General features: G+C 69.9%; 6 protein-coding genes. 4 read left to right on the top strand and 2 right to left on the bottom strand.

Annotated features, from left to right (window positions below):
* Nucleotides 1-348 precede the first annotated feature (348 nt).
* Nucleotides 349-1,203: a MurR/RpiR family transcriptional regulator gene (locus P409_RS22330; protein WP_052121178.1), complete on the top strand. Its 855-nt coding sequence runs from the start codon at nt 349-351 to the stop codon at nt 1,201-1,203.
* Nucleotides 1,204-1,210: 7 nt separating this feature from the next.
* On the opposite strand, the gene P409_RS36375 is transcribed toward P409_RS22330, so the two are convergent.
* Entirely contained in the window at nt 1,211-1,933 is a 723-nt protein-coding gene (locus tag P409_RS36375; RefSeq protein WP_052121177.1) for a class I SAM-dependent methyltransferase, read from the bottom strand.
* Between the two features lie 113 nt (nt 1,934-2,046).
* Here P409_RS36375 and P409_RS38155 point away from each other — a divergent pair, with 113 nt between their 5' ends.
* The 3 genes from P409_RS38155 to cysQ are packed head-to-tail and all read left to right on the top strand — an operon-like array spanning nt 2,047 to nt 5,029.
* Nucleotides 2,047-2,880, top strand: coding sequence for an AraC family transcriptional regulator (locus tag P409_RS38155; protein ID WP_052121175.1), 834 nt, complete (start codon nt 2,047-2,049; stop codon nt 2,878-2,880).
* Nucleotides 2,877-4,250 (top strand): aminotransferase, encoded by a 1,374-nt coding sequence (locus P409_RS22315; RefSeq protein ID WP_034843846.1) that lies wholly within the window; start codon nt 2,877-2,879, stop codon nt 4,248-4,250. Before P409_RS38155 ends, P409_RS22315 begins: the two co-directional genes overlap by 4 nt.
* Complete coding sequence (gene cysQ, locus P409_RS22310) at nt 4,250-5,029, top strand: 3'(2'),5'-bisphosphate nucleotidase CysQ (protein ID WP_034843844.1); 780 nt, start codon at nt 4,250-4,252, stop codon at nt 5,027-5,029. Before P409_RS22315 ends, cysQ begins: the two co-directional genes overlap by 1 nt.
* 217 nt (nt 5,030-5,246) lie before the next feature.
* Here the strand turns inward: cysQ and P409_RS22305 are convergent, their stop codons facing one another.
* Nucleotides 5,247-6,254: an OmpA family protein gene (locus P409_RS22305; RefSeq protein WP_034843842.1), complete on the bottom strand. Its 1,008-nt coding sequence runs from the start codon at nt 6,252-6,254 to the stop codon at nt 5,247-5,249.
* Nucleotides 6,255-6,700: the final 446 nt, after the last annotated feature.

Genomic DNA, 6,700 nt, shown 5'->3' with positions numbered 1-6,700 from the left:
GCGATGCCGGCGGCGTCGAGGGCGATGCGGATCTGGGCCCAGGCGCCATCGACGCCGAGGGTCAGGCTGGACGGGCCGGCCGTGCCCTCGCCCAGCACGCTTCCGTCCGGATCGACGGCGCGGAGCCTGGTGCCGGTCGCGCCGCCGTCGACGCCGATATGGATGCGGATCGCCATGCCCTCGGTCCTGGAATGCTATCGCGCGGGGACGCTAGCAAGCCGCGCCGGCAGCGTCATTGCACCAGATGGTCTATACCACTTACGGTGCGGCCGGGCCACAGCGAATGGCGGTTCCTCGCGCGCGATGTCGGGATTACTGTTCCAAGACTTGGAACGTTTGGAATGAGCCATGACAGGGACGGAAGCGGTGGCGGCCGGGCCGGCGCCGGACAGCTTCGAGGCGCTGCGGGGCGCCATCGCCGCGCGCTACCCGGCGCTCAGCAAGCGGCTGAAGACCATCGCCGAATTTGCCCTGGCCCATCCCGACGTGATCGCGCTGGAGACGGTGGCGGTGATCGCCGCCAAGGCCGAGGTCCAGCCCTCGGCCCTGGTCCGTTTCGCCCAGGCGCTGGGCTTCGACGGCTTCTCCGAGATGCAGCGCCTGTTCCGCGCCCAGCTGGTCGAGCGGATGCCGAGCTACGAGGCGCGCATCCGCACGCTCGACGCCCGCTTCGGCGGGGCGGAGGCGCCGTCCGGCCCGCTCAACGCCTTCATCGACATCTCGGTCGGCGCGCTGGAACGGCTGCGCGGCGATGTCGACCCCGCGGTCTTCGCCCGGGCGGTCGACATCCTGGCGCGGGCCGACTGCATCCACCTGGCGGCCCAGCGCCGGTCCTTTCCGATCGCGGTCTACCTGTCCTACCTGCTGGCCCAGCTCGACCGGCCGGTGCATCTGCTCGACAATTTCGGCGGCATGCTGGCCGAGCAGTCGCGGGCGATCCGCCCGGGCGACGCGCTGTTCGTCGTCACCTTCCGCAGCTACGCCCCGGACGTGCAGGAGGTGGCGCGCCGCGCCCGTGCCGCCGGGGTGCCGATCGTCGCCATCACCGACAGCGACCTCAGCCCGGTCTACCCGATCGCCGATGCCTGCTTCGTGGTGCATGAGGGCGAGATCGACGCCTTCCGCTCGCTCTCGGCCACCCCCTGCCTGGCCCTGACCCTCGCCGTCGCGCTCGGCCGCCGGCACGAGGCGCAGGAGGGCTGATCCGCCTCTATGGCAGGCGGGCGCAGAGCAGCAGGGTGCCGGCGCCGGTGCAGCCGTGCAGCCGGCCGTCGTCGAGGATGCGGTCCAGCTCCGCCGCCAGATCGGGTGCCGGGGCGACGGCCTCCAGCTGCCGCCGGGCCGTCGTCTCCAGATCGGCCAGTGATTGCGGGCTCAGCTCGAGGCGGCACTCGTAGCTGATCTCCAGCGGACCCGAAGCCAGCAGCGGCTCGATCAGCTCACGGGGCCGGGGGCAGGGGTTGTGCACCATGCCGAGCCGGCGGTCGATGCGCTTCCGCCATTCGTCCAGGTCGCGCATCACCCGCTGCGACGGCAGCGTCTCGTCGTACCAGCCGTCCAGCGCCAGCACGGCGCGCCGGGCCACCCGGGCCGCTTCGCGCAGGGCCCGCGGCAGGTGCTCGACATGATGGGCGACGTATTCCAGGGTGACGACGTCGAAACTGCCGTCGGCGAAGGGCAGGGTCTCGGCCCGGCCCGACCGGACCTCCAGCCCCGCCGCCCGCGCCCGCTCGGCGGCGGCCTCCTCCGGCTCCAGCCCGACACCCTGCACGCCGTCAGCGGTGACCGCCCGCAGCAGGGCGCCCTCGCCGCAGCCCACATCCAGCACCGAGGCGGGGCCGAGGCTGCGCAGCGCGGCCAGGAACTCCTGCTTGCCGTCCTGCGGCGGTCGTGCCGCGGCATCGGTCCGCGGCATCATCATGGTCGGGGTCATGCTGCCTCCATCCCTTTGCCGCGACGAGGGTAGGCAGACGATCAGGCTGTCCGATAGCGGGCAAGCTGCCAGAATATGCACTGGATCGGACATGGCTTAAGAGGCGAGGGCGGGTGACAGAGAGCTGGATCCGGGTCGAGCGCGATCCCTTCCCGCCCGGCTTCTCGGGCGGGTGGCACGACCACTCCCAGGCACAGCTGATCTATCCGGGCCGCGGCGTCATGGTGCTGCACACGCGGCATGGGCAATGGGTGGTGCCGCCGCTGCAGGGATGCTGGCTGCCGGCCGGCGAGGAGCATCGGGTCGAGACCTCCGCCGGGTTCGAGATGCTCAGCGCCTATTGCCGGGGCCCGCTGCTGCGCCGGCTGCCGAGGCGCTGCGGCATCGTCGCGGTCAGCCCGCTGCTGCGCGAGGTAATCCTGGCGCTGGAGGGCGGGGAAGCGACGGGCCGGGCCCGGCACCGCCTGTGCCTGGTCTTCGCCGACGAGCTTCGGCTGGAACCGGCGCTCCGGCTGTTCCTGCAGCCCCTGGTTTCGCCGGCGCTGCGGGCGATCGAGGCGGCCCTGGCACAGGACCCGGGGCATGGGCGGACACTGTCCGAATGGGCGGCGCGGCTGGGTACCACGACGCGGTCGCTGGCCCGGGCGTTTCAGCGCGAGGCGCGGATGAGCTTCACCGCCTGGCGGCGCCAGGTGCGGCTGCGCGCCGCCCTGGTCCGGCTCGCGGAAGGGCAGGCGGTGACCGTGGTGGCGCATGAGCTCGGCTTCGGGTCGGCCAGCGCCTTCATCCGCGACTTCCGCCTGGCCACCGGTGTGACGCCGAAGCGCTGGTTCCGGCCGGCGGCGCCCGGCTCCGGGCCTGCCATGCGCGAAACGCCCGGGACGGCGGCGCCGCCTTCCGGTAACGATGGCGGACACCGAAAAACAGCCGGAGGACGCCGCCCGTGATCCCGAACTCCACCGCCGCGCGGGACGTCGCCTATCTGCTGCACCCCTACACCAATCTCAGCGCCCATCGCGAGATCGGCCCGCTGGTGATCAGCCGCGGCAAGGGCATCCACGTCTATGACGAGGAGGGCCGCGAATACATCGAGGGGCTGGCCGGTCTGTGGTGCGCCGGGCTCGGCTTCGACCAGGAGCGGCTGGTCGAGGCGGCGACGCGCCAGATGCGGCAGCTGCCCTTCTACCACGCCTTCGGCGGCAAGGTGCCGGACGTGCTGGTCGACCTGGCCGAGGCGCTGATCGCGATCGCGCCGAAGCCGCTGGAGCGGGCTCTGTTCGTCAATTCCGGCTCCGAGGCCAACGACTTGGCGGTCAAGATCGCCTGGTACGTCAACAACGCCCTCGGCCGGCCCGAGAAGAAGAAGATCATCGCCCGCCGCAAGGGCTATCACGGCGTCACCGTGATGTCGGGCAGCCTGACCGGGCTGGCCTATGCCCAGGACGGCTTCGACCTGCCGGTCAGCCGGGTGGTGCATGTCGACACGCCGCACCACTATCACGGCGCCGCGCCGGGCGAGAGCGAGGAGGACTATGCCACCCGCCTGGCCGAGCAGCTGGAGGCGACGATCCAGGCAGAGGGGCCGGAGACGGTGGCCGCCTTCATCGCCGAGCCGGTGATGGGGGCGGGCGGCGTGATCGTGCCGCCGCGCACCTATTTCGAGAAGGTGCAGGCGGTGCTGCGCCGCCACGACATCCTGTTCATCGCCGACGAGGTGATCTGCGGCTTCGCCCGCACCGGGAACTGGTTCGGCTGCGACAGCTTCGGCATCCGGCCGGACATCATGACCGTGGCCAAGCAGCTGTCGGCCGGCTTCCTGCCGATCGCGGCGACGCTGATCTCCGGCCCGGTCTACGAGGCGCTGGTCGCGGGCAGCGACACGCACGGCATGTTCGGCCACGGCAACACCTATGGCGGCCACCCGGTGGCCGCGGCGGTGGCGCTGGAGACGCTGAAGATCTATCGCGAGATGGAGATCGTCGACCGCGTCCGCCGGGTCGGCGCGTCGCTGCAGGAGGGGCTGCGCCGCTACGCGGATCACCCGCTGGTCGGCGAGGTGCGCGGCCTCGGCCTGATCGCGGGGGCCGAGCTGGTGGCCGACAAGGCCGCCCGGACCAATTTCGACAAGGCCCGCGGCGTCGGCGCCGGGCTGGTCCGCCGGGCCCAGGCGCATGGCCTGCTGACCCGCGCCATGCCGGGCGACGTCATCGGCTTCTGCCCGCCGATGGTGATCGACGAGGCGGGCGTGACCGAGATGCTGCACCGCTTCGAGCTGGCGCTGGACGAGACCTGGTCGGCGCTGCGCGAGGCGGCGTGATGGCCGCCGACACGCTTCCCCCGATCGAGGCGGTGGTTGATCTCGCCCGCCGCGCCGGCCGGGTGGTGCTGGAGATCTACAACAGCTTCGACGGTGCCGCCCTGCGCAAGGAGGACGGCAGCCCGGTCACCGCCGCCGATCACGCCGCCGAGGCGCTGATCATCCCCGGCCTCCGGGCCCTGCTGCCCGGTGTGCCGGTGGTGGCGGAGGAGCAGTGCGCCGCCCATGGCATCCCGGCCGCGGCCGACCGCTTCTGGCTGGTCGACCCGGTCGACGGCACCAAGGAATTCCTGCGCCGCAACGGCGAGTTCACGGTCAATATCGGGCTGGTCTCCGGCGGCGTTCCGGTGCTGGGCGTGGTCGAGGCTCCGGCCTTCGACCGCCGCTTCTGGGCGGCCGGGGGTGAGGCCTGGCAGCAGCAGGGCGACGAGGCGCCGCGGCGCATCGGTGTGCGCCGGCCGCCGGCGGAGGGGATGGTGGTGCTGACCAGCCGATCGCATCGCGACGATCCCCGGCTCGACGCGGCGCTGGAAGGCCGGTCGGTGGCGGAGCGCCGGATTCTCGGCAGCTCGCTGAAGATCGCGCTGATCGCGGCGGGGGAGGCGGATCTCTATCTCCGCTTCGGCCCGACCATGGAATGGGACACGGCGGCGGCCGACGCCGTGCTGCGTGCCGCGGGCGGCGTCATCGACGACCCGGCGTCCGGCCTGCCGCTGGCCTATGCCAAGCCCGGCTTCGCCAATGCCGGCTTCGTCGCGCGCGGGGCCGAGGCCGGCTAGCTCAGCCCGGATCGGGCGTTTCAATCGAAGGGGTGAATTGTTGCCTCTCCCGCGTCCGGCGGGAGAGGCAACGCGAACCGGATGCTGCAGCCAAAGCAAAGGGCCGTCCCATGCGCTGGGACGGCCCTTTGCTTTGACGCTCCTGCCGGATGCCGGATGAAGAAAGGGGCGCCCCGAAGGACGCCCCAATCTCCCGATGGGATCTTTAAAGACCGTCTTAGTTGATGACGATCTCGACGCGACGGTTCTGCGGCTCGCGCACGCCGTCGGCGGTCGGGACCAGCGGATCGGACTCGCCGACGCCGCGGGTGACGATCAGGCTGTCGGCAACGCCGTCCGCGACCAGCTCGCGGCGGACCGACTCGGCGCGACGCACCGACAGGGCCTGGTTGTACCGGTCCGAACCCGAACGGTCGGTGTGGCCGGTGACGTCGATGCGGGTGGTCTTGCCCTGGAGGGCGTCAGCAGCGGCCGAGGCCACGATCTGCTTGGCTTCCGGGGTCAGACGCGAGCTGTCGAAGTCGAAGAACACCAGGTAGCTGCGGCCCTGGGTCTGCACGACCTCCTGGACCGGCTCCGGCGCCGGGGCGAAGGTGTAGCGAACGCCAACCAGGATGGTGTGGTTGTTGCTGCTGTCGTACTTCAGCTTGACGCCCTGGTCGCTGAACGTCGGCTCGGTGTTGCCGAAGTAGCGGTACTCGAGGTTCGCAGCCAGGTTCGGCGAGAAGTTGTACGACACACCCGCGATGCCCTGATAGGCGAACTGGGTGTTGAAGTCGCTGAACTTGCCGCCGCCGCCCTTCAGCTCGGAGTCGAGCAGGGCGACACCGACGCCGGCGCCGATGTACGGCACGAACGGCGAGCCGAAGTCGAAGTCGTAGTAGCCATTGGCCATGATGCCGATGGTGCGGAAATGACCATTCTTGAAGATGGTCTGACCGTTGACCTTGGCATCCTTGAGGTCATTGGTGCGCAGGCTGACCTCGGCATCCGCACGGAACGAGCCCCAGTCGTAACCGAGGTAGATGTCGCCGGCCGGGCCGATGTCGTAGCGCGACTTGCCGTCGATGTTGGTGTTCTTGACGCTCCAGCTGTCATTCTGGCGAATGTTGACGCCAGCGCCGGCACCGACATAGAGGCCAGTGGCCTGATATTCCTGCGCCATCGCCGGGGCTGCAACGAGCAGGGCGGCCGCACCGACGGCGTACATCACGTTCTTGTTCATATCCAATACCTCGCTGATCACGGTTCAACCGAGGTCTCGTCCCCCGCTTCCTTCAAGGGCTGCGACCAGACCGCTCCCTTTGGATGTACGATGGTCGGGCGTAGACCGCAATTGAAATGGACCATGCTGTTGCGAATTTCGCGCAGTGTTGCAGTGATGCACCACCGTCCGGCACGGCCATTCGAGATCGGGTTAACCGATTGTTCGGATTTTGGAAACGGAAAAGCGCCGGGCTTCATGAGGCGGCGTGAATGCAACAATTCCATGACGGGGCCGGAGTTTGCCTCGATTTCGGCAAAACCAAAGATTTGTAAATAAATTCAAATAATTGGATCGGAAGTCTTCGGCCGGACCGTCATTCCGGCCCTGCATCGGGCGATCCCCGGCGGTCCGGCCCGGCCCGGACGGCCGCCGCCCGGGCCGTCCGATTCCGGAGAATCACCGGT

It is taken from the genome of Inquilinus limosus MP06, assembly GCF_000767795.1.
In the GTDB taxonomy this organism is placed as follows: Bacteria; Pseudomonadota; Alphaproteobacteria; order DSM-16000; family Inquilinaceae; genus Inquilinus; species Inquilinus limosus_E.
Note: the sequence above shows the minus strand (reverse complement) of the source record. Positions and strands in the feature narration are given on the sequence as shown.